Source organism: Pseudomonas sp. FG29 (assembly GCF_057809355.1).
Map to the genome: position 1 here is coordinate 616,783 of NZ_JBMDJU010000001.1, position 24,618 is coordinate 641,400.

The 24,618-nt window shown below is 61.3% G+C and carries 24 protein-coding genes; 10 read left to right on the forward strand and 14 right to left on the reverse strand.

Going from position 1 to position 24,618, the window contains the following annotated elements:
• Window positions 1-194 precede the first annotated feature (194 nt).
• Window positions 195-1,328: an aminotransferase class V-fold PLP-dependent enzyme gene (locus tag ACODS1_RS03070; RefSeq protein WP_489084475.1), complete on the reverse strand. Its 1,134-nt coding sequence runs from the start codon at window positions 1,326-1,328 to the stop codon at window positions 195-197.
• Between the two features lie 75 nt (window positions 1,329-1,403).
• Here ACODS1_RS03070 and ACODS1_RS03075 point away from each other — a divergent pair, with 75 nt between their 5' ends.
• Both ACODS1_RS03075 and ACODS1_RS03080 read left to right on the forward strand, forming a co-directional pair.
• The gene (locus ACODS1_RS03075; RefSeq protein ID WP_322980688.1) at window positions 1,404-2,024 is read left to right on the forward strand and encodes a TetR/AcrR family transcriptional regulator; all 621 of its coding nucleotides are present in this window, start codon (window positions 1,404-1,406) and stop codon (window positions 2,022-2,024) included.
• A 113-nt stretch (window positions 2,025-2,137) separates the two neighbouring features.
• On the forward strand, window positions 2,138-3,106 hold the full coding sequence (locus tag ACODS1_RS03080; RefSeq protein WP_489084476.1) for a GTP 3',8-cyclase MoaA: 969 nt from the start codon (window positions 2,138-2,140) through the stop codon (window positions 3,104-3,106).
• 38 nt (window positions 3,107-3,144) lie between these two features.
• On the opposite strand, the gene ACODS1_RS03085 is transcribed toward ACODS1_RS03080, so the two are convergent.
• Complete coding sequence (locus ACODS1_RS03085; protein WP_489084477.1) at window positions 3,145-3,894, reverse strand: COG4705 family protein; 750 nt, start codon at window positions 3,892-3,894, stop codon at window positions 3,145-3,147.
• A gap of 201 nt (window positions 3,895-4,095) precedes the next feature.
• Between ACODS1_RS03085 and ACODS1_RS03090 the strand changes: the two genes are divergently transcribed.
• The 3 genes from ACODS1_RS03090 to ACODS1_RS03100 all read left to right on the forward strand — a co-directional run bounded on the left by ACODS1_RS03090 (window position 4,096) and on the right by ACODS1_RS03100 (window position 5,940).
• Window positions 4,096-4,698 carry a DUF4823 domain-containing protein gene (locus tag ACODS1_RS03090; RefSeq protein ID WP_489084478.1) on the forward strand — a complete coding sequence of 201 codons (603 nt, stop codon included), beginning with the start codon at window positions 4,096-4,098 and terminating at the stop codon, window positions 4,696-4,698.
• Window positions 4,699-4,782: 84 nt separating this feature from the next.
• Window positions 4,783-5,352 (forward strand): DUF1285 domain-containing protein, encoded by a 570-nt coding sequence (locus ACODS1_RS03095; RefSeq protein ID WP_322980684.1) that lies wholly within the window; start codon window positions 4,783-4,785, stop codon window positions 5,350-5,352.
• Between the two features lie 57 nt (window positions 5,353-5,409).
• Complete coding sequence (locus ACODS1_RS03100; RefSeq protein ID WP_489084479.1) at window positions 5,410-5,940, forward strand: GNAT family N-acetyltransferase; 531 nt, start codon at window positions 5,410-5,412, stop codon at window positions 5,938-5,940.
• 9 nt (window positions 5,941-5,949) lie between these two features.
• Here the strand turns inward: ACODS1_RS03100 and ACODS1_RS03105 are convergent, their stop codons facing one another.
• Window positions 5,950-7,716: a S8/S53 family peptidase gene (locus tag ACODS1_RS03105; RefSeq protein ID WP_489084480.1), complete on the reverse strand. Its 1,767-nt coding sequence runs from the start codon at window positions 7,714-7,716 to the stop codon at window positions 5,950-5,952.
• Between the two features lie 167 nt (window positions 7,717-7,883).
• Between ACODS1_RS03105 and ACODS1_RS03110 the strand changes: the two genes are divergently transcribed.
• Window positions 7,884-9,023, forward strand: coding sequence for an acetyltransferase domain-containing protein (locus ACODS1_RS03110; RefSeq protein WP_489084481.1), 1,140 nt, complete (start codon window positions 7,884-7,886; stop codon window positions 9,021-9,023).
• A gap of 62 nt (window positions 9,024-9,085) precedes the next feature.
• Here the strand turns inward: ACODS1_RS03110 and ACODS1_RS03115 are convergent, their stop codons facing one another.
• Window positions 9,086-11,137 carry a TonB-dependent receptor gene (locus ACODS1_RS03115; RefSeq protein ID WP_489084482.1) on the reverse strand — a complete coding sequence of 684 codons (2,052 nt, stop codon included), beginning with the start codon at window positions 11,135-11,137 and terminating at the stop codon, window positions 9,086-9,088.
• Between the two features lie 494 nt (window positions 11,138-11,631).
• Here ACODS1_RS03115 and ACODS1_RS03120 point away from each other — a divergent pair, with 494 nt between their 5' ends.
• Entirely contained in the window at window positions 11,632-12,312 is a 681-nt protein-coding gene (locus ACODS1_RS03120; RefSeq protein ID WP_489084551.1) for a phytanoyl-CoA dioxygenase family protein, read from the forward strand.
• A gap of 4 nt (window positions 12,313-12,316) precedes the next feature.
• Here ACODS1_RS03120 and ACODS1_RS03125 read toward each other — a convergent pair whose 3' ends face one another.
• Genes ACODS1_RS03125 through ACODS1_RS03135 form a run of 3 tightly spaced genes read right to left on the reverse strand, consistent with a single transcriptional unit; the run spans window position 12,317 to window position 14,599 of the window.
• On the reverse strand, window positions 12,317-12,727 hold the full coding sequence (locus ACODS1_RS03125; RefSeq protein WP_489084483.1) for a hypothetical protein: 411 nt from the start codon (window positions 12,725-12,727) through the stop codon (window positions 12,317-12,319).
• A 51-nt stretch (window positions 12,728-12,778) separates the two neighbouring features.
• Window positions 12,779-13,693, reverse strand: a complete 915-nt coding sequence (locus ACODS1_RS03130; protein ID WP_489084484.1) for a LysR family transcriptional regulator — start codon at window positions 13,691-13,693, stop codon at window positions 12,779-12,781.
• Window positions 13,694-13,705: 12 nt separating this feature from the next.
• A complete protein-coding gene (locus ACODS1_RS03135; protein ID WP_489084485.1) occupies window positions 13,706-14,599 on the reverse strand; it encodes an MBL fold metallo-hydrolase in 894 nt (297 codons plus the stop codon).
• Window positions 14,600-15,132: 533 nt separating this feature from the next.
• On the opposite strand from ACODS1_RS03135, the gene ACODS1_RS03140 reads away from it, so the two are divergent.
• Entirely contained in the window at window positions 15,133-15,822 is a 690-nt protein-coding gene (locus ACODS1_RS03140; protein WP_489084486.1) for a phytanoyl-CoA dioxygenase family protein, read from the forward strand.
• On the opposite strand, the gene ACODS1_RS03145 is transcribed toward ACODS1_RS03140, so the two are convergent.
• The 3 genes from ACODS1_RS03145 to ACODS1_RS03155 form a co-directional block, all read right to left on the reverse strand.
• Window positions 15,815-16,864: a lipase family protein gene (locus tag ACODS1_RS03145; protein WP_489084487.1), complete on the reverse strand. Its 1,050-nt coding sequence runs from the start codon at window positions 16,862-16,864 to the stop codon at window positions 15,815-15,817. The two genes, ACODS1_RS03140 and ACODS1_RS03145, sit on opposite strands and share 8 nt — an antisense overlap.
• 141 nt (window positions 16,865-17,005) lie before the next feature.
• On the reverse strand, window positions 17,006-18,499 hold the full coding sequence (locus ACODS1_RS03150) for a hypothetical protein (RefSeq protein WP_489084488.1): 1,494 nt from the start codon (window positions 18,497-18,499) through the stop codon (window positions 17,006-17,008).
• 280 nt (window positions 18,500-18,779) lie between these two features.
• The gene (locus tag ACODS1_RS03155; protein ID WP_489084489.1) at window positions 18,780-19,670 is read right to left on the reverse strand and encodes an alpha/beta fold hydrolase; all 891 of its coding nucleotides are present in this window, start codon (window positions 19,668-19,670) and stop codon (window positions 18,780-18,782) included.
• Window positions 19,671-19,778: 108 nt separating this feature from the next.
• Between ACODS1_RS03155 and ACODS1_RS03160 the strand changes: the two genes are divergently transcribed.
• A complete protein-coding gene (locus ACODS1_RS03160) occupies window positions 19,779-20,672 on the forward strand; it encodes a LysR substrate-binding domain-containing protein (RefSeq protein ID WP_489084490.1) in 894 nt (297 codons plus the stop codon).
• 15 nt (window positions 20,673-20,687) lie between these two features.
• Here ACODS1_RS03160 and ACODS1_RS03165 read toward each other — a convergent pair whose 3' ends face one another.
• The 3 genes from ACODS1_RS03165 to ACODS1_RS03175 form a co-directional block, all read right to left on the reverse strand.
• Window positions 20,688-21,743: an AI-2E family transporter gene (locus ACODS1_RS03165; RefSeq protein WP_489084491.1), complete on the reverse strand. Its 1,056-nt coding sequence runs from the start codon at window positions 21,741-21,743 to the stop codon at window positions 20,688-20,690.
• A 305-nt stretch (window positions 21,744-22,048) separates the two neighbouring features.
• Entirely contained in the window at window positions 22,049-22,438 is a 390-nt protein-coding gene (locus tag ACODS1_RS03170; RefSeq protein ID WP_489084492.1) for a GFA family protein, read from the reverse strand.
• Window positions 22,439-22,491: 53 nt separating this feature from the next.
• On the reverse strand, window positions 22,492-23,109 hold the full coding sequence (locus tag ACODS1_RS03175) for a LysE family translocator (protein ID WP_489084493.1): 618 nt from the start codon (window positions 23,107-23,109) through the stop codon (window positions 22,492-22,494).
• Window positions 23,110-23,173: 64 nt separating this feature from the next.
• Here ACODS1_RS03175 and ACODS1_RS03180 point away from each other — a divergent pair, with 64 nt between their 5' ends.
• Window positions 23,174-24,091 (forward strand): LysR family transcriptional regulator, encoded by a 918-nt coding sequence (locus ACODS1_RS03180; RefSeq protein ID WP_489084494.1) that lies wholly within the window; start codon window positions 23,174-23,176, stop codon window positions 24,089-24,091.
• A gap of 20 nt (window positions 24,092-24,111) precedes the next feature.
• On the opposite strand, the gene ACODS1_RS03185 is transcribed toward ACODS1_RS03180, so the two are convergent.
• Entirely contained in the window at window positions 24,112-24,465 is a 354-nt protein-coding gene (locus ACODS1_RS03185; RefSeq protein WP_489084495.1) for a DUF7079 family protein, read from the reverse strand.
• Window positions 24,466-24,618: the final 153 nt, after the last annotated feature.

Here is a 24,618-nt window from a genome sequence, read left to right on the forward strand (position 1 = left end):
TGGGGGAGTGAATCCGGGTCAAGACCATTAGGAGTAAAGCAAGGCACGCAATCCACGGTGCCCTGGCTGGCGGGGCACTTGGGGGGAGACGCCGCACGCCAGTACGTTTCAGTATTGGCCAGGCTGGGCGAGCGTCCAGGCCGAATCGAGCGTTTTTTAAACAGATTTGGAATACCGCGGACGCTGCTGAGTGCTCACCCTTTTGCCACCTGGGTTAGGACGTCCAGAGTTTGCTCGATGACCTGTTCACGGGTGTAAAAATGAGGCGACAGGCGGACACCGGCACCGCGCTGGATGCAGATGATCTTCTCTTCGCGCAGGCGTTGCTGCAGTGCCGTGTTATCCCAGCCCGCCAGACTGAAGTTGACGATACCGGCACGTCGCTCGGGTGAACGCGGACTGTGCAGGCTGGCTCCGGGTAGCGCGCGAATGCCCTCGGTCAGGCGTTGCACTCGTTCTTCCAGTAACTCGCCGACTCGTACCATGCCGACCTCTTCGAGCAGCGACAGGCTCGCTTCCAGGGCGAAGGCGCCGAGCATGTTCGGACTGCCGCACTCGAAGCGCCGCGCGCTGCGCGCCGGTTGCCAGTCCTGGCGGCTGTAGTCGCCGGCATGTTCGAGCATGTGCCAGCCGTATTCATGCAGCTTGAGCTGGGCGCGCCTGTCGCTGCGGCAGTAGAAGACCCCAAGCCCTTCCGGCCCTAGCATCCATTTGTGGCCGTCGGCCATGGCGAAGTCGCAGTCATAGGCTTGCACGTCGAAGGGCAGGGCACCGAGTTGCTGGATGGCGTCGATGCAGAACAGCACGCCCCGTTGACGGCAGCCCTGGCCGAGACGTTGCAGATCCAGGCGCAAGCCGCTGGCGAACTGTACGGCGCTGATCGCCAGCAGGCGTGTACGCGGGGTAAAGGCGGCGAGCAGGTTGCCCTCGGGGTCTGCGCCCTTGAGGCTGACTTCGACCACTTCCACGCCCTGCGCGGCCAGTGCCAGCCAGACGACGCGGTTGGACGGGAATTCCTCGTCGCTGATGATCACCTGGTCGCCGGGGCGCCAGTCCAGACCGAAGGCGACGAACGAGAGCGCCTCGGAGGTGTTCTTGACCAGGGCGATGTCACCCGTGCTCGGTGCATTCAGCAGGCGTGCAAGGCGTTCGCGTAGGGTTCGCTCGAGCTTCAACCAGTCCGGATAGTCACGTGCGCCGCAGCTTACGTTCGTTTCGCAGAAGCGCCGCACCGCTTCAGCGCTGCGTTTGGGCCAGGGTGCCACGGCTGCGTGGTTCAGATAACGCAGGCCGGGTTCCTGCGGGAACTCATCATGAAACTCGTACATGGTCGGATGATCCGTGCAATTTGGCTACATTTAGGCATAATGTGCGGCTTCAAATTTTGACTCCGCAGTCCCTTTATGCAGAAAGAACCCCGTAAGGTCCGCGAATTTCGTCGCCGCGAACAAGAGATTCTCGACACCGCACTGAAACTCTTCCTCGATGAAGGGGAAGACAGCGTCACCGTCGAAATGATCGCCGACGCGGTGGGCATCGGCAAAGGCACCATCTACAAGCACTTCAAGTCGAAGGCGGAGATCTACCTGCGCCTGATGCTCGACTACGAGCGCGACCTGAACGAGCTGCTGCACTCGGCCGATGTGGATCGGGACAAGGAAGCGCTGTCGCGCGCCTACTTCGAGTTCCGCATGCGCGATCCGCAGCGTTACCGCCTGTTCGACCGCCTGGAAGAGAAGGTGGTCAAGGGCAATCAGGTGCCGGAGATGGTCGAGCAACTGCACAAGATCCGCGCCTCCAACTTCGAGCGTCTGACCCAGTTGATCAAGGGGCGTATCGCCGAGGGCAAGCTGGAAGACGTGCCGCCGTACTTCCACTATTGCGCCGCCTGGGCGTTGGTACACGGTGCCGTGGCGCTGTACCACTCGCCGTTCTGGAGCAACGTGCTGGAAGATCAGGAAGGCTTCTTCCAGTTCCTCATGGATATCGGCGTGCGTATGGGCAACAAGCGCAAGCGCGACTGAGCACGACCTCGCGACACTGCGATTGCGACCTCGCCGCCTCCGAGGCCGGCCGGCACCTTTGCCGCAGCTGGCCTCGCGATATACTCCGGGGCATCGAGCCACCGGAGCCTTTCATGATCGTCGACCGCCAGGGCAGACGTTTCCGCAACCTGCGTATCAGCCTCACTGCCGCCTGTAACTACGCCTGTACCTATTGCGTGCCGGACGGCAAGCGCCTGGTCGCTGCCCAGGACGAACTGTCCGCCGACGCCATGGCGCGCGGCGTGGCCTATCTGATCGAGGCGGCGGGCATTGAGCGCCTGCGCATCACCGGTGGCGAGCCGCTGGTCAGTACGCGACTCGAATCTTTCCTGCGTCAGGTCAGCCAGATGGGCCTGGACGACATCAGCCTGACCACCAACGGCCAGTTGCTCGAACGCAAGCTGCCGTTGCTGATCGACTGTGGCATCCGTCGTCTCAACGTGTCCCTCGACACCCTCGATGCCGCTGCTTTCCGCAGCATCGCGCGTGGCGGCGATCTGGCCACCGTGCTGGCTGGCATGGAGGCGGCGCGTGAGGCGGGAGTCAAGATCAAGGTCAACATGGTGCCGCTGCGTGGGCAGAACCTCGACCAGGTATTGCCCCTGCTGGATTACTGTCTGGAGCGTGGCTTCGAGTTGCGTTTCATCGAGCTGATGCGCATGGGCCATCTGGCGCGCGACGCCAATGCCTTCAACCAGCAGTTCGTCGGCCTGCCCGAGTTGCTCGAACTGATTGGTGAGCGCCACCAGTACGTGCAGGCCAGCGCCCCGGTGGACGCCACAGCGATGCGCTATGCCATTCCCGGCGTCGGCCATTTCGGCGTGATCGCCAACGAGAGCGTGCCGTTCTGCCGCACCTGTTCGCGTCTGCGGCTGTCGTCGACCGGCTGGCTGCATGGCTGCCTGTCGTCGAGCAACCGCCACTACGTGGGCGATCTGCTGGACAAACCACGCCACCAGGCGTTGCCAGCACTGCAGCGCTTGCTGATCAAGGCGCTGGGGGACAAGCAGGATCTGGCTTTCTCGGGCGGTGCCACGGTGATGAAGATCATCGGTGGCTGATGTCGCCAGCGCCGCCATTGGCGGCGCTGGCGCAGGCGTCAGTCGTTGCGGATGGCGACCGGTGTCATCCGCTGTGCCCAGATGGCCATGCACACCATGACCGCCAGCACGCTCGCCAGCACGGCCGATGAGCCGATGGTGCCCAGGTCCAGGCCGCCTTTTTCCGTGCTCTTGGTCAGCACGTCGCCAAGGGTGGCGCCGAAGGGGCGGGTAAGCACGAAGGCGATCCAGAACAGGGCTACGCGCGACAGCTTCGTGCGGTAGTAGGCCATGGCGACCACGGCCAGCAGGCTGCCGATCAGCAGGGCGCCACCGGCGAAGCCCAGGCCCGAGTCGTCCGCCAGGTAGTCGCCCAGTGCAGTGCCCAGGGTATTGGAGACCAGGATGGCGCCCCAGTAGAACAGCTCGCCACGGCGGCTGTTGATGTGATCCACCGACAGTGATTTCTCACTGAGCCGCCAGGCCGCCAGCACGCCCACCAGCAGGCTGATCAGTACCAGCGCGCCGGAGGCGTAGCCCAGCCCCAGCGAGCGATCCATGAAGTCCGATATCGTCGTGCCGGCGGTGCTGGTGGTGAGAATCACCGTCCAGTACAGCGCTGGCTGATAGCTACGTGCGCGCAGTTGGCCGAACAGTGAGACGAAGAACAGGCTGATCAGCAGCAGCGAGCTGAGTGCATAGCCGATATCCAGGGTCATCGACAGCAGATCACCTGCCGTTTCGCCTAGCGTGGTGGCACATATTTTCATGACCCAGAAGGCCAGGGTGATCTGAGGAAGCTTGTTCATAGGCGCGCACTCTTGAGTGCCAAGGGGTTTGGCAGGTGTTGGCAGACTAGGCCGGTGCGTGTCGAAGCCTCGTCAAAAAGGCATGAAAAAATCGTCAAAGCGATGGTGTGAGCCCGATGTATCTTGCACACGGCTGGCGCAGAAACTGCATCCCTGGCATATCTGCCGGTTTTCCGTCGCCGGCCCGTGGAGGATCGATTGATGCGTAACCTGCTTCTATTGCTGGCGCTACTGAGCCTGACCGGCTGCATGAAGGTCAGCGACATGGCCAGCAGTACCGAGTATTACCTGGGCGACGCCGGGGTTCTCGACCATGGTCGTACCGAGCGCATGGCCTCGCGGCGTTTGCAGCAGGACTCCTTCATCTACATTGCCCAGGGGCATTTCGTGCCGCCTGGACATGGCTATCCACGGCCCAACGTGGTGGCCGAGGAGGCTTTCAAGGGCTTCGTTCAGTATTTCCCGCTGGTGCGTCGGGCCAAGCAGCCGCTGGGGTTGGAGGAGGCGATGGGACAGGCGCGCGAAGCCGGCGCCCATTACCTGCTCTACACCCGTTTCGCCTACAGCGACGACCGAATCGGTACCGTCGAGGAGTGGGAGGATCAGGAAGCCCTGGATCGTCTGGGTACTGACCGCGCGGTGATCCAGCTCATGCTGATCGAGACCAACACACGCTTTCTCGTGGATACGGCTCGGATCCGTAGCCGTGGCGGATTCCTGACGTTCTATGACGTGCAGCCACAGGACATCATCGGCCCGGCGCTGGAGGACTACGCGCGCAGCTTGTTGGGCGTGGCGCGCTGAGCTGGGTAGCACTGCCGGTCGCGGCTAAAGCCCCTCCCACGGTGTATCCTTTGCCGCCTGCAGCAAGGCTGACGAGGACAGAGCATGAGCGATCCAGGCAAGGCCGGCGACCTGCTGGCGCAGATTCCCAAAGGTGAAGGCAAGGGGTTGCCTCCCGTGCATTTGTGGAATCCGGATTTCTGTGGCGATATCGACATGCGCATCGCCCGCGACGGCACCTGGTATTACCTGGGCACGCCCATCGGCCGCAAACCCATGGTGCGGCTGTTCTCCACCATCATTCGTCGCGATGGCGATGACTACTTCCTGATCACCCCGGTGGAGAAGGTCGGTATTCAGGTCGAGGATGCGCCCTTCGTGGCGGTGACCCTGCAGGTCGAAGGCGAGGGCGAGGCGCAGGTGCTACGTTTCACCACCAATGTCGAGGACGAGGTCAGCGCTGGCGAGGAGCATCCGATTCGTGTGGTCATCGACCCTGCGACACAGGAACCCTCGCCCTACGTGCTGGTGCGGCGTAACCTCGAAGCGCTGATTCACCGCAACGTGTTCTATCAACTCGTCGAGTTGGCGGTGGAGCGTGAGATCAACGGCGAATCCTGGCTGGGTGTCTGGAGTGCCGGGCAGTTCTATCCCATAGGCCCAATGCCGGTTTGAGGCATCGTGGTTATTGCCGGCTGGTTCGATGGGCCAGGGTTATGACAGGAGGCGCAAATGGATGAGCATCGCATCGAAACGCAGCGTCTGACGCTGCGCCCGCCGCAGCCGCAGGATGCCGCCGAGGTGCAGCGCCTGGCGGGGGATTTTCGTATTGCCGATGTCACCCGCAGCATTCCCCACCCTTATCCGGAAGAATTGGCGCAGCAGTGGATCGAACGCTGCGCGCAGGATTGGGCCAGTGGTGCGGCGGCCAGCTTCGTTATCACCGAATCGGCCAGTGGCCAGCTGGTTGGCAGCATGTCGCTCCAGAACATCACCCGAGGCGAGGCCGAGGTGGGTTACTGGATCGGTGTGCCGTACTGGAGTCGTGGCTATGCCAGCGAGGCGTGCAATGCGCTGGTCGACTTCGCCTTCCAGCAATTGCGCCTGCGCCGCCTGCATGCCAGCCATCTGGCGCGCAATCCGCAATCCGGGCGCGTGTTGTTCAAGGCCGGTTTCCGCCATCTGGGTCTGGGCCACAGCCCATGCGGCCACCAGGGCAAGGTTGAACCGGTCGAGCTGTATGAGCGGGTGTCCGAGGCTTGAGCCGCGTGCTCAACGCACCCGATCCCGACTCTGCACTGCCAGATCCAGTGCCTTCTGCATATCCAGCCGCGCCGAGCGGCCGACGTCCTTGTCGCTCAGTTGGTAGTTGCGTTCCGATGGCAGGATGGGGGCGGTGAGGTCTTCGGCATCCATTGGTTCGAAGTCGTAGTCGCCGCCGATGGTCATGGCGCTGCGTCGCAGCAGCATGCGCAGTTGTTCGGGCTGCAGGCGCGGGTTGATCGACAGCATGGCGGCGACGATACCGGTGACCATCGGCGTGGCGTAGGACGTGCCGCAATGCACCTCGCCGGTCGCATCGGCTTCGCGGGTGGAGGCACGGGCGCATGCCGCAGCAGTGATGTCGACGCGCATGTCGACGTTCGACGAGTTGCGTTTGACCACGTAGGCCGGGTCGTCCACGGTGACGTCCGGCCTTTCGCTGCGCTGGTGCCCGCCGACCACCAGCAACTGCTCGGTGATGAAGGAGGAGGGCAGGCGGTATTCGTCGCGCCCGGAGAAGGACGAGCCGTTGCCCGCGGAGTTGACCACCAGCACGTCCGGGTGCTCCTTGCGCAGCCACAGGAAGAACTCCTCCAGCAGTTCCTCGTAGCCGCTCATGGCGATGCCCGAACGCACCAGTGAGTCGATCTCGTCGCCCTCGACATTGCGCGTGCCGACGCGGTGGATGCCCCAGCTCCAGTTGAGTACGCGCACGCCATCTTCGACCAGGTTGACCGAGGCGGCGATATTGGCGGTGATGCCGGCATCGGAGTTGCGTTCGACGATCACTTCGAAGCCGTTGCTGGCCTTGTCCAGCCCACGTAGGAAGCCGGTATTGCCGCCCTTGTCCCAGTGCGCGGCGAGAATACCGGCGACCGTACTGCCGTGGCCGTCCGGTTGCTCGGCATCACGGGCGTAGAGGCAGGTGCGCGGTTTGCCGTCGGGGCAGGCGCCCAGGTAGTCGGCAAAGTCTGGCGCGTCGAAATCGACGTCACGTTCGATCACCCCGACGCGAATTGGCTGGGGCTCGATGGGGGCGTCGCCAGCAGGAAGGCGCCGCCGGTAGTAGTTCACCGCATCGGCGAAACGGTTCGCCGCCCATTCTTCCGAGTTCCTCTGCGGCCTTGGCGCGCGCGCTGCTTCGGCTTCCTGGCCACGTTCCGGGGCGCTTTCCTCGACCACCACGGCGTCGACGCTGGTTTCGCTGCCGATGCGCAGCACCAGGGCATCGCGTTCGGTGAGGTTCTTCACTGGCAAGCGCAACTGGTAGGTGTTCAGCGGTGGGATGGCGCCGACCACCTCGGCGCCGTATTTCTTCGCCAGACGGGTGGCCTCATCGCGGCCTTCGTGGCTCTCCTCGATCAGAACGCTGACCAGGTCGACATAAGTGGTCAGCCCATCCATGTTCTTCGCCACCTCATCGGGCGTGGCAGCGAGCACGTGGCTGCTGTTGAGCGACAGCCATACCGGGTTGCTGACCCGTTCACCATCCTCCAGCCAAAGTGCTGCGCTGCGGTATTGAGCCGTGCTCAACTGCAGGCGCAGGCCGCCTTCGCTGCGGCGTACGAGCGAGGCGGGCAGAGTGCTTTCGCCGAGATGCAGTTTCGGTAGCGTGCTGCCGAGCCCGCGTACCTGTAGGCACCAGTCCTGGTGCTGGTTGTCGAGCAGGTCGCCGCAGCGCTGCAGGCTCTTGATACGCAGGGCTTCTGCGGCGTCTGCCAGTGGGCTGAGCAAGGCCATGAAAAAAGCGCAGAGCAGGGCGCGGTTCGGCTGCATGGGGCGAGGCTCCGTGGCGGCTGTTCTGCTTTCCGACTGCTGGCGCCATGCTTCGTTCAGGCGGGGGCTTCTTGCCGATGTTCGCTTATGTAGCGGTCAGTCACTCCGTTTCAATCAATAAAAGTTATAGTATTACGTTTCTTTTTAGCCCACTGTCGAAGCGATCCATGTCCTCCAATCGTCTACTTTCGATCGATGCCCTGCGCGGCTTGGTCATCCTCTTCATGCTGCTCGATCACGTTCGCGAAACCTTCTACCTGCATATGCAGGTGGGAGATCCGATGGATGTGACGGCCACCGATCCGGCGCTGTTCTTCAGCCGCACCCTGGCGCACTTGTGTGCGCCGGTGTTCATCCTGCTGACCGGTCTGTCGGCGTTTCTCTATGGCGAGAAGCAGATGAGCCGGGCGGCGACTAGTGCCTTCCTGTTCAAGCGTGGCCTGTTCCTCGTGGTGCTGGAGATAACCCTGGTGAATTTCGCCTGGACGTTCCAGTTTCCGCCCACGGTGATCTACCTGCAGGTGATCTGGGCCATCGGCTTGAGCATGCTGGCGCTGTCACTGCTGCTGTGGTTGCCGCGTGCGTTGTTGGCGCTGCTGGGGCTGGTGCTGGTAGCCGGGCACAACCTGCTCGATGGGCTGCATTTTGCGCCCGAGTCGGCCATGCACATTCCCTGGGCAGTGCTGCACGATCGTGGCTGGCTCGTATTCTCCGATACGCTGCGCCTGCGCACGTCTTACCCGGTGTTGCCGTGGATCGGTGTGATCGCCCTGGGCTACGTGATCGGGCCATGGTTTCGCTGGTCGAGCCCAGCGCAGTCGCGACTGCAAGCACTGCGCCGGTGCGGTCTGGGGGCGTTGGGGCTGTTCGTCGTGTTGCGGCTGGCCAACGTCTATGGCGAGAAGCCCTGGGCGGTCGAGGACACCTGGCAGCACACCCTGATGGGCCTGTTCAATGTCACCAAGTACCCGCCGTCATTGTTGTTCCTGGCACTGACGCTGGGCATCGGCCTGTTGCTGCTGGCCTACTTCGAGCGGCGCAATGCGGGGCGTGTGGTACGCACTCTGGCGGTATTCGGCAGTGCGCCGATGTTTTTCTATCTGCTGCACCTGTATGTGCTCAAGCTGCTCTATATCGCTGCCTTCGCCATCTGGGGCGCGAATCAGGGGCATTACTTCGGTTTTGCTTCAATGGCCTGGGTCTGGCTGACGATGCTGGTGCTGGCGGTGCTGCTGTTCCCGCCGACGCAGTGGTTCGCCCGGCTCAAGGCGCGACGTCGTGACATCGCCTGGTTGAAGTATCTCTGACAGGTCGTCTTACGCAGACGAAAAGGCCAGGTTTGACCTGGCCTTTTCATTGGGTGCATGGGTTACAGCTTCATGTTGACCGAGAGATAGGCCGAGCGGCCTGGTGCCGGCGAGAACATCGGCTGCTCCTGGCCGGTTGGCCAGAAGAAGTTGTCGAACCAGACGTACTCGTAGTCGCGGTCGGTCAGGTTCTTCAGTTGCAGATCGAGGCTGGTGCTGGCGGACAGCTGGTAGCGCACGTTGGCATCGAGTACTGCGAAGCCGCCGTATTTGCCCTGTTCGTTGAGCGTATCGATGTAGTAGTCGCCCTGTGCACGTGCAGACAGGCCGAAGCGCCAGTCGTCGTTGAGCATATAGTCGACGCCAGCATTACTGATGTAGCGCGGGGTGGAGAATACTTCCTTGCCGGCCAGCGATTTACCGTCAGCCGTAAAGGCGCTGACCACCTTGGCTTCCTGGATGGAGTGTGAGCCCCAGACCGTCCATTGCTCGTTGACCTGAACGGTAAGCTGCATGTCGACGCCACGTCGGCGAGTTTCACCCAGGCCGACGGTGGTGCCGGTGCTGGGCATGTTGGCCACTTCGTCGGAGGCCTTCTGCTGCCATACGGCAATGCGAGCTTCCGAGTCGGCGAACGGCTTGAACTTCATGCCCACTTCCTTGCCGGTGTTGATCGACGGTTTGTACGAAGCCTGGCCAGCTCTCATATAGCCCTGCTCAGAACCGGTGAGAACCTGGAAGGTACGCCCCCAGTTGGCGTAGACATCGATGTCGGGCGTGACGCTGTACACCACGCTGAGCTTGGGCTGCTCGATCCAGCCGTAGTCCTGCAGTTTGGCCTTCACGCCATTCATCAGCTCGGTATTACCCGAGAACTGATCCACTCGGTAGGCCGGAATGATCTTCAACTGCTCGATGGGCTGGATGATCGCCTGGACGTAAGCCCCGGTGTTGTAGAGCGTGTAGCTGTCGTCGTTCTGCGTACGCGCCGGCGTGGCGTCGAAGTCGGTGGGGATGCCGAAGCTGTAGCGGTAGCGGCGGTACTCGTTGTTCTGCTGCTCGTAGTTGATGCCGCCGTCGAGGGTGAGCATCTCGTGGGCGCGCCAGGTCAGGTTGCTGAGCATGCCGGTCTGGCGTTCCTGCCATTGGCGGCGCTGGCGTGGGGCGTTGCCGACCGGGTAATCGGTGAAGGTCACGGTGCGGTCATCGTCGTAGCTGTTGAAGTACAGCTTGTTGCTCAGGCTGAGGTCGTCGTTGAGCTGGAAGTCGGCATGCGCGCTGAGGTGCTTCATGTCGCGGTCGTCGCCGTCATTGGCGTTCTTTTCCGGCGACTGAGTGCGGCTGGCGGCCAGTTGCTGCGCGGTGAGAAAGCCCGGTTCCTCGGCCTGGTGATGGTAGAGGCGGGCGATCAGGCCGAGCTTCATGGTTTGCTCGTCGTCGCTGACGAACCACTTGCCGCCCAGGGAGTACTTGTTCGACTCGCTGTGATCGCGAACCCCCTGCGAGTCCTGTTTGGCCATGAAGTAGTTCTGCGCGAAGTTGCCTTCTTCGTGGCCGACGGCCAGTTGCACTTCGCGGGTGTCGAAGCTGCCGTAGGTCAGGCGGCCATCGGTGTAGTTGCCGCCCTGGCGAGTGGCGAAGTTGATATTGCCGCCGATGTTGTGCAGGCCGTAACGCGGGTCATTGGTGCCACGCACCACCTCGATGTAATCGATGTCCAGCGGGAAGATCATGTCGATGAAGCGCTGGTTACCGCTGTTGACGTTACTCGGGATGCCATCGATCAGGGTCTTGATGCCGTTGATGTAGCCCTCGCCATTGAAGGCGCGGAAGGTGACCTTGCCGGATTCGGCGCCCATGCGTGTTTCGGTGAGCTGGATGCCGGGCATCTGGCCCAGCAGCTCCCAGCTGTTGCTCACGGTCTTATCTTCGATCTTGTCGCTGCCCATGATGTCGACCGAAGTCAGGATGCTGTCGGTGAGCAGCGGGCCGTTATCCTTGGGCGTCACGGTGATTGCGCCCAGCGAGAGAGTGGAGGTGCCGGACGATTCGGCATGCAGGTCGGCAGTGAACAGTGCAGTCAGGACGGCGAGGGAGGCCGAAGTGGCTTTCATGGGTATTCCTAGTTGTCGTGCTGGCGGTGGGCAGAAGGCTTCGCGATTGAGCGATGTTGTTATGGATTGGAGTTGCAGGGCTCTGGCTCGGCCTCTGGGGCGGATCCAGGGTGGATGATAAATATGTTATACCATAACAATTTGTCTGCATATTCTGTCGCCCGGCAGCCGGCTGCGGGCGTCTCGCTGATTCGCATGTGGAGGTTGGCGTCTCAAGGGCGCAGCAGGATCTTGCCGAGGCCTGGGCCGCTATTGATCGCGTCGTTGATGCGGGCGGCCGTCCTGTCTGCACCATGACCCGTGTGCGCGCACCTTTCTCGATGCAGTGCAGCAATCGCGATAGAGTGGATTGCCAGGGATTACGCAGTGGCTTATCGGTTGGGCGAGATCAGTGATGATGCCGCCGGTAACTGCAACGACCCTGGCGGCACCGGGCTGCTTGCCGCGATAAGCCAAGGGGCAGCATGAAAACAAGGAAGGAAGCCGAATACGCCATGACAGAAGCCGAGCAATTGCAGCGCGATGGTTACCTGCTGCTGCGTAACGCCATTGCGCCTGAATGGTTAGATGAACTGCGTGCAGCTTTCGACAGCGGCATCCTGCCCGGTGATCGCTGGCCGGTGCCGCGCAGCACCGACTATCACCACTCTCTGCTCGACCACCAGCCAGTGGTGCAGGCGCTATGTCGCCTGCCGCTTCTGCTCGCAGGGATTGCCGAACTTATCGGTGAGCGCTTCTTTCTGGCTCAGGTTGAAGGGCGAGAGCCGTTGCGTGGGGGCGGAATGCAGTTACTGCACCGTGACCTGTCGGCCCAGCGGCCGGGTGACACGGCCCTCGCCTTGGCATTCTTCGATGACTATGGCGCCGAGAACGGCGCGACACGTCTCGTGCCAGGCAGCCATCGCCCCGAACCGGATGCGCCGCCGCTCGATGGCAACGACGAGTCGCGGGCCGTGCAACTATCAGGCGCGGCGGGTGACATCCTGGTGTTCGATGCCGATCTGGTGCACGCCGGCAGCCTCAACCACAGCGGTGCACGAAGGCGTTCCATCCTCATCAGCTACCTGGCCGAACCCTTGTATGCCTCGCACCTGCAGACCCGGACGCTGCGCGGCGTGAGCATGGACTGTCAGGAACGCTTCGAGCCTGCCGATTTTCCCTGGCCTGGCGCCTGAGTCGTCAGCCGTTCGGCAGCACGTCGTAAGGCGTGTTGCTGATGAAGGTGTTGCGCCAATCCGGACGCCATTGGGGAATGCTGAGGGTGAATCGGCGCTGGTGCTTGTCGAACTCGATCCAGGTTACGCCCAGACTCCGTTCATCCTCTGTAATGCGCATATCGACGGACTGGCGCAGGTAGAGCGGGCTGCGAAACACGTGGTCAGGATTCTGGCGGTCGATGATGCGCAGGTACGCGAGCCCGCTCAGAGGTGCAAGCATGCCGCCGACTGGCACGCTTTCGATCAGATAACCGCCCAGTGGGCTGATCTCAGAGACCGATGCTGGTGCGTTGAGCGCATCGTGCACAACCCAGCCCAGGCATGAAGCAAGTACGGTGACAAGGCAGCCGACGATGGTAAGGGTTTTTCTCATATCGCTATCTGGCTCAGGAAGGGCTTCTGTCGTTCATGCACGCAGGGGCATTTATCGGCCTGCCAGGCCGGCGACACTGAATATCTGTTCGCGCAACCAGAGGCTGGCGGCATCTTCGTGATTGCGCGGATGCCAATAGGTATTGAGCGACAGCGATGGCAGAGCCAGTGGCGGCTCGAAGAGATCCAGTGAGGTGGTGAATCGCTGCAGCAGGCGGCGTGGCAAGGTGCACAGAAGATCGGTGCCTGCTACCAGTGGCGGTGCCATGGCGTAACTCTGCGTCGACATCACCACCTGGCGGCTCTTTCCCAGCTTGGCCAGGGCGCGATCTACGGTGCCGGCAAAGGGATCGCCTGCCGACGAAACCAATAAATGCTGCGCGGAGCAGAACGTCGGCAGATCCAGTTCACGCTGCCCGCGTGGATGGCCCTTGCGCTGTGCGGTGACGAAATCATCGGTGAACAGCTGACGCCCCACCCAGGCTTCGTTGGCGGCCTCGCCAATACCGATGAATAGGTCGACTTCGCCTTGCTCCATCTGTCGATGCAGCATGTCTGGATCGGGTAGAGCGAAGCGCAAGCGCACTCTGGGGGCCTGCTCACGCATACGATTGAGCAGATCGGAGCCGAGCATCAAGGCCGGGTTCTCATGCAAGGCTACAACGAACGTCCGCTCGCTGGTGGCCGGGTCGAACTGCGTTGGCTCCAGCAGTGCCGACATGCCATTGAGCACCTGCTGCAAGGCAGGCCGCAGTGCCAGGGCGCGTGGCGTGGGCAGGACGCCACGGCCGCTGGGCGCGGTAACGAACAGGCGCTCGCCGAATATCTGGCGCAGGCGCGCCAGCCGCGCGGACATTGCGGGCTGGCTGATGCCAAGGCGCAGCGCGGCATGGGTGATGTTCTGCTCGGTCAGCAAGGCGTCCAGCGTCAGCAGCAGATCCATGTCGATGCCCGATGGCAACTTCATGCCAATGACCTCCTAGTTACCCTCACGATTGGTATAGGTGACGGGAACCCAATCATAACCACCGGCAGCACGCGGGCGTAGGTAGCCCATGCCGGGGAAGGGCAGGTGGGGCGCGGCGATGAAGGCTCGCTCACGGGCGAATGAGGCAAACTGCGCCTTGCGCACGGCTGCCGCTTGCGCCTGACTCTGGTCGAACGTGATGGTCACCCCAGGCATGGGAAACTGCACAGCTGCGGCATGGATGATGTCGCCGACGAAGGTCAGGCTCTCGCCTTGGCTGGTCAGTCGATAGAAGGCCGAGCCTGGGGTATGGCCGGGATGCAGGGTCGCCGTGATCCCCGGCAGGATTTCCTCGGTTGCCGAGAACGTCCGCACCTTGCCTGCATCCAGGTAAGGCTTGAGAGTCAGCCGGGCAATGTCGAAGTAACTTTGCGCGTATCCGGTTCTCTTCTGGTTACTTTCATCGAAGAAGAAGTCCACGTCCGGCTTGCCGACATACACCATGGCATTCGGAAATACGCGCTGGCCATCCTTGACCAGCCCACCAGAGTGATCCGAGTGAGCATGGGTGAGCAATACGTCCGTCACATCCTCCGGGCGCAGGCCTTGCGTGGCCAGGCTTTCGATCAGACGTCCACCTTTGCCTGGGCCGAACAACTGGCCGGCGCCGGTATCGACCAGTATCTGGTGCCCAGGCAGAGTCAGCAGAAAAACATTGATCGAGGTCTCCATGGGGTTGCGCTGGAAGCTCTTCATCAGCAGCTTGTCGATATCTTCCGGCGCGGCTCCCTTCAGCAGTTTGTGCAGGTCGATATCGATTGTTCCGTCGCTCAGCGCGGTCACCCGAACATCGCCGACACGTACGTGGTAGCCGCCTGCCTGCTGTTGCACGGCATGTAAGGGCACTGGTGTTGCTTGGGCATGCGCCAGGGGAAGTTGGAACAGAGCTGCAGCCAGCAGCCCTGTTGCGATGCGTATTTTCATTGCGGGCATGATGATAGGCCTCCTTTACAGAAAGGCAGCATCGTAGGAAATGAGCAGGTATCCATCTAGATGGTCAGGCTCTATACGACCTATCCATTACATGGATTGGTCGCTTTGAGCCTTGATGCTGAAGCGGTGCTTTCTTTTTCGTCCATGTATTCGATGAGTTGCCAATTGAATGGCGCCGGGCTGGATACACTCATCGACGACCTGGGCCTTGAAGGTTTTGGGATAGGAGCGGCGTTGGCCTGGCACGGGAGATCCTCCGCAAGGGGCTTGGAATGGTGTCCACCAAAAACAGGTGGACACCATGCCGCTAGCTGGAGGAATAGGGGAGGTGTGTTGGCCAGACGCTTACGAATTACGTTCTTTTGCTATTACAAGTATTGCTTCTGCGTCGCTCAGGAACGCAGAAAGCCCTGCAATCTAAGTGCGAGGGAAAGGAGTCTTACGCCATGACAGAGCCCGACTCGCTGCACCGCGAAGGCTATCTGCTGCTGCGCAACGCCATCCCGCCCGCTTGGCTGGACGAGCTGCGTGCCGCCTTCGAGACAGGCATCCTGTCAGGCGATAAATGGCCAGTGCCGCGCAGCCGCGAATACCGCCATGCTCGTCTTGACCACCAGCCCTTGGTGCAGGCCGTTTGCCGTTTGCCACATCTGCTCGCAGTGGTTGCCGAACTGGTGGGCGAGCGCTTCTTTTTGGCGCAGGTGGAAGGACGTGAGCCGCTGCACGGTGGTGGGATGCAGTTGCTACACCGCGATCTGTCAGCCCAGCGACCGGGCGACACCGCTATTGCATTGGCTTTTTTCGACGACTATGGCCCGGGGAATGGCGCCACGCGTCTTGTGCCCGGCAGCCATCGGCCCAGGCCAGACGCGCCGCCGCTCGACGGCAACGACGAATCCCAGGTCGTGCAGCTATCGGGCTGTGCAGGTGACATCCTGGTGTTCGATGCCGACCTGGTACACGCCGGCAGCCTCAATCGCAGCGGCGCCCGGCGGCGCTCGATCCTCATCAGCTACTTTGCTGAACCCCTGTACGCCTCACATCTGCAGACCAAAGCCCTGCGCGCTGTAGGTATGGATTGTCGCGAGCGCTTCGAACCTGCCGACTTCCCCTGGCCTGGCGCTACTTTCATATAGGCTCGTCTAGTGGCTTATCGGGTATGAAGCTCTCCGTATGAGTCACGCCTTTCGTTGCACCTGACGCCTCTGCCAATCGACAGGCAAAGAACTGACTGCCATGGTTCTTGATGCCCCCGGTGGTGGTGTCCAGATTGAGCCGGATATCTCGTACGGCCGATTCTCGTTTGTAAGGCGGGACGATGAGGTTTATCGGTAGGCGAATATAGGCTAAAGCCTCGCCATGCTCGAAAATTCGATCAATCTCGAGCCCTCTGGTGTTTTCGTCGCGGGGTGGGTTGGCGGTTGAGAACCAACCTGTCACAGGCGATGAGTTGAATGCAATGACAGTGCTGACCTTGAGCGGATGCGGTGACGTTCGTGGCATTGCATAAGCGAGCTGCTGGGCAAGCCCGCCGCCCAGAGAATGACCGATGGCCAGTATTTTTACTTGGGCTGGAAGTGTGCCTTGGCGTATACGGTCTTGAAGCTCTGCTTCGAATATGCGGGAAACCAGGTCACGTGTAATGTCGTATTGGTCTTCGCCGCGGAGCCTGGTGGGGATGAACCAGCGGAGATTGGAGAACCAATCTTGTCGTTGGTCTGCCTCGGTGCCGCGAAAGACGATCGCCACCTCCGTGACATCAACAGAACCCTTGGGGCGTCGTTCCCAAACGCTGAAGAACAGTTTGGCCTTTTCAGCTCGATCCGCTATCGCTTGCGATGGAAAGTTTTTCCATGCGAACCAGCCTGGTGTTGGGATCAGCTTGTTGCTGTCAGGCTGACAAGCGTGTGCGAATTGTTCTTCGAGTGACAGTTGGTGAGCTTCTTTCTTGGTGCTTGAAAGTGTTTGTTTATAGTCTGGCCACGCCAAGTGATAGGCATTGGCGGCAAGCGCTGTATATTGCCAATACGTTTTTGCCGTCTCGCTGACGTCAGTGGACAGGGTGTAACTCGATTGGCGGGCTTCCCTGGTGAGTACGGTGCCTTCCTTTTGCGACCAGACGCTACAACCAGTGCATAGAGCAACAGCAAAGAGCAGCATGAGTATGCTGGGTTTCATGAACCAGACCTCTTGTGGCGTATGTGGGGAATGAATCGATAGGGGGCGCCTACTCGGTCGATATTTCCAGGTCAGGAAGCAAGCGAGCTAATCGAGATAGTTACCGTCAGGCACGAGAAGACGGGATATTCCTCGTGCATGCTATTTTTCTATTTTGTAGCGAACCTTCTGCGTCAGGATTTCTTTGCCGACCTTGTAGGTTGCAATCATGTCGTATGTGCCAAGCGTGCGTGCTGTGCTACTTACGGTGAAGCAGGTATTGTTGGGCGTAACTTTGGCGGCATTCTTGGTGATATCTGCCGGGGCCAATTGCTGGGGAACAGCATTGGCATCCAGGCGATAGAAGCTGGCGACTACGTTGGTGACATTGCGTGAGTGATGCATGCAATATTCGCCATCCGTTGTGGTGGGCGTGAATAGACCCTCGCTGGATACGGGGGATACGAAAGTTATGCCGGAACTGCTCAGTGCCGCAGCTGTTTTGGCAGCTTCCAGTGCTTGCCTGGCCGTCTCATAGTTTTGACTGAATGCAAGAGATTCTCCGCGCACCTTGATCAGGTTCTGAATGGCGGCTTCTGCCTGAGTCAGCAGCTTACGCTTCTGCCAGAGCGAGGCGTCACCACCCTTGACGATTGAGAGAGCCAGCCAGGTTTTGTCGGCAAAGGGGGTGAGGGCATTCCCGTCTTTCGACATGACTCGATGATCAACGTACTGCAGATTGTTTACGCTGATTTCTTCAAGTGCAGCGCCATCAGGCGTATCAGTCCAGCCACGGCGTATGGCTGTTGGAACCAGCATGACGATATCGCCGATCCAGGCAAAGGGGTTCCATGATTTCCCTTCGTCGGTCATCTGCATGAAGCAATTGGCCGGTACACAGTGCTCCTGGTTGATCAGCACATAATCGCCAACCTGTAAGGGAAGGTAGGAACCATTGTTGGAGATGCTTGCCAGCTCACCGGCATTACCCGTGAAGTTGACGTCGATTTCCATCACCACATCATCCTTGTTCAAGCTGAGCAAGCTTTTGGCTATTTCCTTGGTGAAGGTTTGTTCCGACAGCGTGACAGGATTAGCCAGCGACAGGGTTTGAGTGACTGAATGGATAAAGTCCAAGAATGCGGCAGAATTTTCATTTTCGCCCTGGTCATACTCCAACACCGTCAGTTTCATGTTGAGATGGTCGGAGTCGAGTGTCTTGGGGCCATAAAGCAGCTTGTTGAGAAACGGCGCTCCAGCCTTGTCGGATACACCGAAATAGGGGCCTAGAACTCGGGTCACGGTATCCGACTCGTTGCCAGCATTAGTTTCGGTGAACTGAGCGATCACGACCACTTCGTTAACGCCGCCGATGTCTTTCAGATACTTGAAGTAGGCATCGCTCAAGTAGATGGCAAATACATCAGCGCCGGTTTTATCGACATCCGATTTGCGGATGGTCAGTTTGGGGTCAAGTGCATTGGTGAATAGAGAGGGTGCGAGTCCATCAGTGGTCTGCTGTCTCTTGGAAGACTCTACCTGGCGATAGAGGTGGGCTGTACCTGTGGGAACAGAAATACAACTTGCCAGAAGTAGGCAGCAGGCTGCTAACGTTGTGCAATGAGCATACAAGCAGGCCTTTGAGTCGCGTTGCATTTCACACTCCTCCATGAATCGGCAAAGCGCCATCCATGCGATGGCCTTGAGACATCTGGCAAGCGTAGACCGGGCTTTTGAAAGCGCAAGTGACAGACCTTGTGGCTTCTTCGGCGATATCTATCTGTGCCCTTGCCGCGATTTGCAGCGTTTCGGCGCGTGGTGTCCAGTGGTGGCTCTGATTTACATAGCAATAGCTCATCGCCGCAGTGACTATTGGACGGGGCGGAGCAGCGATTGTGCTCGACCATCTGCAGGCGTTGCAGCCGAGCGCTGGGGGCTACATCGCTTGGCAAAACCGCAGAATGGCTGCGGCGATGGGCTGCGCCGCTTCGCGTTGCGGGAAGTGGCCGATGCCATCGAGCACCTGTCGTTCATACCGTCCTGTGAAGAAGGCTTCACGTCCCATGGAGCTGTCGGGGTGGTTACAGGTGTCGGCGCCACCGTGCAAGACCAAGGTGGGTACTGACAGCACGGGCGCAGGATGCAGACGTGCCTCGTCGGCGGCATAGGCTGGATCGCCTTCGGCGAAGCCCCAGCGGTGGCGGTAGGAGTGCAGGACAATCTCGGCCCAGTCGTTGCATTGAAAGGCCTTTGCAGCCTCATCGAAGTCGGCTGGCTCATACCAACCAGCGGGGGCCCAGGTGTCCCACATCATGCGGGTGAAATTCTCGCGCTCGTTGTGCAGCGCCTGCACGCCGCGTGCGGTGGCCATGTACCAGTGATACCAGTAGTTGCGCGCCTGTAGCAGCGGCAGGGGCTGGCTAGGGTCGTTGGTGCCATAGCCCACCGATAGCATCACCAGATGCGCGGCCACTCCCTCGCGCAGGCCGCAGGCATTGGCAGCGGCGCGGGCCCCCCAGTCATGACCGATCAGTGCAGGTTGGCTCAGGTCTAGGGAATTGATGAACTCCAGCAGATCGCGGCCCAGGGCTGATAGCTGGCCACTGCGCGGGGTGAGCGGATCGTGAAAACGGGTGGGCGCGAAGCCGCGCAATGCCGGTGCCAGGATGCGGTAACCCGCTTCTGCAAGGAGAGGCGCCACCTCCTTCCAGCATTCCGGGCTGTCCGGCCAGCCATGCAGGAGAATGGCTGTTCGGGCGCCTTGCGGGTTCCATTCGAGGTAGGCGATGTCGAGCCGCTCGGTCGCGATGAACTGGTAGTTGGGCATGGACGGTCTCTCATCATGACGGTGCCTCAGAGTAGTTAGACGGTTCGGTTTGATTGGCGAATAATCGCCAGGCATTGATGATTTTTTGTGTTGAGTGATCGAGGCAACATGCTTCCCAACATTGACGGCCCGCTGCTGGACACCGTGCTCTTACGCACCTTTCTCGAAATCGCGGACTGCGGCAGTTTCGCCACGGCCGCCGAGCGGCTGGCGCTGACGCCTTCGGCGGTCAGCGGGCACATGCGCAGGCTCGAGCAACTCGCAGGCGTCAGCCTGATGGCGCGCACCACACGCCACCTGGCGCTGACGCAGGCGGGCGATACCCTGTACGCATATGCCCGCAACATCCTGGCTTTGGAGCGCGAAGCGCGCGCCAAGTTACGCGGTACGTCACTGCGCGGGCGCTTGCGTATCGGTGCCTCGGAGGATTTCGCGAGCGCCTGGTTGCGGCAGGTGCTGCAAGGATTTCGGCAGTGGCACCCCGAGGCGACGATCGAGCTGAAGGTCGGTATCACCGCCGATCTGCTGCGGCAGCAGGCACGTGGACGTCTGGATCTGGTGTTCGGCAAGCAATGCAGCCAGGTCGAGGGTAGCGGCATCCTGTTGTGGGAGGAGCCGCTGGTCTGGGCTTATGCGGCGGATCAGCCGCTGTCGGCCAGTGAGCCGCTGGCATTGGCGGTTTTTCCAGAGCCTTGCGTGTATCGGGAGGCGGCAGTCACGGCGCTGGGCAAATCCGCGTGCACCTGGCACATCGTTTTTGAAAGCAGCAGCATGGCCGGCTGCCTGGCGGCGGCGCGTGCCGGTTTTGCCGTAACGGTCATCGCCGACAGTCAGCGTGGTGAAGGCTTGCGCGTGCTCGGCAGCGAGCAGGGGTTGCCGCAATTGCCAGTCGCGCGTTTCTACGCGTTCACCTGCGAGGATACGCCGGCCTGTACGGCGTTGATCGAGGCTGCCCGTCGTGCCGGGCAGAGCCGCTTCAGTCTATTTGGCCTGCGGGCATGACGATGCCCAGGGGCGTCACGGCTTCGGCAAACGCTCCACCTGGCCCTTCGTCCCGAACAGATTCCAGCTGGCCACGAACAGCGCCGCTACCAGCGGCCCGATGACGAAACCGTTGAGCCCGAGCAGGGCCAGGCCGCCGAGGGTGGAAATCAGGATCAGGTAGTCGGGCATGCGGGTGTCCTTGCCGACCAGGATGGGGCGCAGGATGTTGTCCACCAGGCCGATCACCAGCACGCCGAAGGCAGTAAGAATGATGCCTTGTACCAGGCTGCCGCTGAGCATCAGGTATAGGGCCACGGGCGCCCAGATGATGCCGGCGCCAGCGGCGGGTAGCAGCGACAGAAAGGCCATCAGCACGCCCCACAGCAGCGGGCTGTAGATGCCCAGCACCCAGAAGATCAGGCCGCCGAGCGCACCCTGTACCGCTGCAACGACGACGTTGCCCTTGACGGTGGCGCGCACCACGCGAGTGAACTTGAGCTGCAGGCGGCGTTTGGTGGTGTCCCCCAGAGGGACGGTGGCGCGGATGTCATGCGCCAGCTTGCGGCCATCGCGCAGCAGGAAGAACAGCAGGTAGAGCATGACGAAGAACTCGAAGGTGCCCTGGCCGATGGCGAAGACCTTGGTGGCCAGGTACTGGCTTCCGGCCATCGCGGCCTGCGAGACCTTTTCGCGCAGACCGTCGAGGTCGCTTGCGCCAACGCGGTCGAGTTGTTGCTGCAGCGAAGGGGGCAGCATCTGCACGGTTTCGGTGACGTAGGCGCCGATGTCCAGCTCGCCCGATTCCAGTTTCTGATACAGCGCAGTGCCTTCGGCCACCACGGCTGAGGTGATGAAGATCACCGGCAGGATTGCCACCAGCAGGCAGGTGGTCAGGGTCAGCAGGGCGGCCAGGTTGCCCTTGCCGCCCAGGCGCTGCAACAGGCGTTGCTGCAGCGGAGCGAACACCACCGCCAGCACTATCGCCCAGAACACGGCGCCGTAGAACGGCAGCAAGATCCAGAAGAAGGCGACCGTCACCAGGGCGAGCAGGAGGATGAAGGCTTTCTGTTCGAAGGTCGGGCTCTGCATATCGGGTTCGCCGGGAAAGGGTGTGCCCGTTAGTCCCCCAGATTTTGGGCAAAGTGCCCGCTAAGTTGTCAGGGCGTCGTTTCCCTGGGCTGAACTGCAGTCGCTCGATCCGCGCAAGAGTGGCTTGACGGCCCTGGGATGATGGATGACATGAGCACGATCCTCCGATGGAGGTTTGCCATGCGTGACGGGGAACCCAGGCGCTGTTCGACCCACGGGCTTTGCTGCGCCCACGCAGTTCCTCCAGATGGGATGGATGCACGCCTGGCTGTGCTCGCGCGAGGCAACGGCGTGAGGGACGCACGCTACTCGTGGCGTGCGTCGTTTTCGCGGTCGCGCAGGTAGTGCCGGGTGAAGGGGAAGGGCGGTAGCCAGGCTTCGCGACGGATCGTCCACAGCTCATAAGTGGGCATGAAACGATCCGGTTCATCCAGCGAGCCGAGGTTCACCTCGATTTCATCCGCCGAGCGCGAGAACACCGACGAGCCGCAGCGCGGGCAGAAATGGCGCCCGGCGTAGTGGCTGGTTTCGCCCAGGATCGTCACCGCCTCCTGCGCAAAGATCGCCGACGCGTGGAAGAGTGCACCGTGGTACTTGCGGCAGTCCAGGCAGTGGCAAACCCCCACGCGATAAGGCTGGCCTTGGGCTTCCAAGCGTACCTGGCCGCATAGACAGCCGCCGCTGTGTCGTTCCATTGCCTTGTCCTCTTGTGCCACGTGTTCCGCCAGCCTAGCAAAGTATTGCTGTGCTACTGACGCTGACTGGCAAGCGCAAGGAGGGTGCCGAAACCGATCAGCAGTCCGCCGAACAGGCGGTCGATCCACAATCTGGCGGCCAGCAGCCGGTCTCGCACGGCACCGGCGGAAAAGCACAGGGCGACCAGCGCGAACCAGCCGATATGAGCCAGGGCGATGAAGGCGCCGTAACCCAGTTGCGTGACCAGGCCCGTGTCAGGCTGCACCACCTGCATGAACAGGCTGACGATGAACACGGCCGTCTTGGGATTGAGGGCGTTGGTCAGCAGGCCGGTGCGCAGCGCAGCACGGTCTGTTGGCGGCATCTGCGCGGGGTTGGGTGCTGCGCTGCCAGCTTTGCTCAGCAGCATCTTCACACCGAGATAAATCAGGTAGGTCGCTCCCGCCAGCTTGAGGGCATCGAACAGCCAGATCGATTGCTGTAGCAGCAGGCCGACGCCGAGCAGGGTGTAGGCGACGTGGATCAGTACACCCAGGCCGATGCCCAGCGCCGTGAGCATGCCAGCGCGGCGCGACAGCAGCAGGCTGTTGCGAGTGACCAGGGCGAAATCTGCCCCAGGGCTGATCACTGCAAGCAGAGTAATGGTGATTACAGCTATCCATTCGGTCATGGCGTATTCTTGCGTTGTTTGAAGTTGAGCCAATTATTTCGATAATCAGCGGCGATGAATAACGATGAGTTCTGACATGGATGGTGAGCTTGACTCACAATCGAACGGATCGCGTCTGCCCTCGCTTCTGGCGCTGCGTTGCTTCGAGGCAGCGGCGCGGCTGGAGAATTTCAGTCGGGCAGCGGACGAGTTGCACCTGACCCATGGGGCGGTCAGCCGCGCAGTGCGTTTGCTGGAAGAGGACTTGGGCGTTGCATTGTTCGAGCGGCGCAAGCGGCGGGTATTTCTCAACGAGGCAGGGCGCAAGCTGGCGCGCGCGGTGGGTGATGGGCTGGGGCTGATGCGTCAGGCCTGCGGTGAGTTGCGCGCCAGCACTCGGCTGGCGCGCCCCCTGACACTGTCATGTGAACCGACCTTGCTGATGCGCTGGCTGATTCCGCGCTGGGGGGAGTTTCAGGCCGCCCACTCAGGGCAGGAGATTCATCTGCTGGCCGGTGGTGGGCCGTTCACCTTCGAGGTGGGCATCGATCTGGCCATCCGCCGCGATGATTTTTCCTGGCCTGCTGACTATCACGTCGACCCTTTGTTTGCCGAGCGGGTAGGGCCGGTCTGCCGGGCGGACAAGGTTGAACAATGGTTCGATGCCCAGGGCTTGCGCGCCGATGCGCCGCAACTGCACACCCGTACGCGTCCCGGTGCTTGGGCCGAGTGGGCGGCCGCCGCTGGGCGGGTAGCGCAGGGTGGGCCAGGGCAGACTTTCGAGCACTTTTACTTCAGCTTGCAGGCCGCCGTCGCTGGCCTGGGGGTGGCCATTGGGCCCTGGCACCTGGTATGCGACGACATTGAGAGTGGGTTGCTGGTCGCACCGCTTGGTTTCGTCGAGGATGGCTCGCGTTACTGCCTGCTTTCACCCGGTGTGCCTGGCACCGAGAGCCTGCATGGACAACTGCTGGCCTGGTTGCGGGAGATGGGCCAGGGGTAAGAGTTAGCCTTGCGCTTGGCTCAGAGACGATCCAGTTCCGCTTCGATCTTCGCCCATTCCGATTTCAAGGCGCGACGCAGGTAGGCGATGAATAGCTGATCGCGTAGACGGCGCAGCGGCCAGCGTTGCCGGGCGACCTGGTTGCGTTCGATGGTTTCAGCGAGCCAGGTGCTGTCGAAGCCAGTCCAGATCGGCGGGATGGGCGCGAGCAGGTTGCCGTAACAGGCGGGGCCGACATCCTCGTAGAGGGCGGCTTGCGCCGTGGCGTGGTCGAATCCCTGCAACTGTCGAGCGATGTATCCGTAGTCAACCTCGTTATCGACGAAGACCTCTGACAAGGCCGACCACAGCTGGATGCGTTCTTCGCGAGTCATGGGCCTTCATCCGCTTGCAGGAAATGGCGAGACTGTAATGGCTGGCGTGCAGCCTGACCATCCGCCTCGGGCTGCTGTGAAACTTCGGCGGATGTATCATCGGGCGCTTGTGGGCGCCGCGATTGCGCTAAGCCTGTTTCGTATCCGGGCCGC